This window comes from Ignavibacteria bacterium (genome assembly GCA_016873845.1).
In the GTDB taxonomy this organism is placed as follows: Bacteria; Bacteroidota; Ignavibacteria; order Ch128b; family Ch128b; genus JAHJVF01.
The window spans coordinates 1-1,616 of record VGVX01000162.1 but is presented as its reverse complement, the minus strand read 5'-3'; the positions used below and the strand labels follow the sequence as shown (position 1 = coordinate 1,616).

General features: G+C 34.7%; 2 protein-coding genes. Both read right to left on the bottom strand.

The genetic code is table 11. The features are described 5' to 3' along the window. A partial coding sequence (locus FJ213_13555; protein ID MBM4177179.1) for a molybdenum cofactor guanylyltransferase occupies positions 1 to 622 on the bottom strand: 622 nt, incomplete at its 3' end. Beyond that, a partial coding sequence (locus FJ213_13550) for a molybdopterin molybdotransferase MoeA (GenBank protein MBM4177178.1) occupies positions 607 to 1,616 on the bottom strand: 1,010 nt, incomplete at its 5' end. The genes FJ213_13555 and FJ213_13550, both read right to left, overlap by 16 nt.

Genomic DNA, 1,616 nt, shown 5'->3' with positions numbered 1-1,616 from the left:
ATACTATGTCAGACATAACTTTCTGATAATCATTGGGATTGTTCATGTTGAGAAACACTCCCGCTTTATAATTTGGAAATTCTTTTTCGACATCGATAATTTCGGCCGGAGTTTCCTTAACCAATTGTAAAACCTTGCATTTGCATTTTTCTCCTTCTGAGCTACCAACACTGTTTAAATTATCAATCAATATTTCCTCAATTTTGGGAAGGCATTTTTTAGAATACAATCCGCACAATTGCTGAATAAAACCATCTGCCTTTGCAACTGTAATTAATTTATCGGTTGGATAATTAACAATGAATTCGATCATTTCTTTTGTCATCAATGGAATGTCGCATGATATAACAAAATTTTTTTTAGTATGTGAATTCATCAATGCAGAATGTATTCCGCCCAATGGTCCAATATCTTTGAAGATGTCTTCAATAATTTCAAGACCAAAAAATTCATAGCATGATTTCTCATTTGCACTCAAAGCCACCTTTGCGAAAAGTCCCCTCATCAGTTCGGCAACTCTCTCAATGACAGTCTTCTCACCAAGTTTCAACAGAGATTTATTCTGTCCCATTCTTTTACTTTTTCCGCCGGCTAAAATTATTCCGGTTATATCTTTATACATTGTACAATATCACCCTTCTTCGGATTTAATTTGTCTTCTTCAATTACAATCAGACAATTTGACAAACCTAAACCTACCATATTCCCAGATGATTGTGAACCAACGATTTCAGTAAGGTATTTTTTATCTTCAGCGGAATAATTTAGTTTACCTCTTACGAAGTGTCTCTTTCCATCTATCTTTTTGATATCGGATAAAAGTTCTGCGGAAACAACTCGGTCTTTTTTAATATGATATAAATTTTCAACTGAAACTCTTACAAACAAATTGAAGGTCACAAACGATGAGACCGGATTGCCCGGAAGTCCGAAAATAAATTTCCTTTCCTCATTCCCGGTGAAGACTCCAAATACTAATGGTTTGCCGGGCTTTATGTTCACTCTCCAAAATTTTATCTCAACATTTAACTCTGAAAAGATTTCTTTCAAGTAATCGTACTTGCCAACGGAAACTCCCCCGGATGTAACTAAAATGTCTACATCACTTTTTAATATTGACTTTATTTTTGCGTGAACTTTTTTCCTGTCATCTTTTTCGAAACCAAAATTGATTGGAATTATATTCATATCATTAATTGAAGCGATCAATGAATATAGATTAGTTGCTCTTATTTTATCATCCGATGGTATCTCATCAATATCAATTAATTCATCGCCGGTTGCCATTACGCCAATTTTTAATTTTCGAAAAACTTTTACTTTCGATTTTCCGCAAGCCGCTAAAATTGAAATGTGATTCGGTTGAACAAGTGTGAATTTTCCGAGAGCTTTTTCACCTTGCCTGATGTCTTCGCCGCACTTTCGAATGTTTTGTCCCTCAGATATTTGTATCCCACTTTTCAATTTGATTCTCTGATTGATTATATCAACATCTTCAATCGGAACGATAGCGGTACAATTCAATGGGAGCTTACTTCCCGTCATAATGTAAACCGCAGTATCATCCGTTAATAAATAATTTTTGTAATTGCCCGCTGAAATTTCTCCGATGGAAT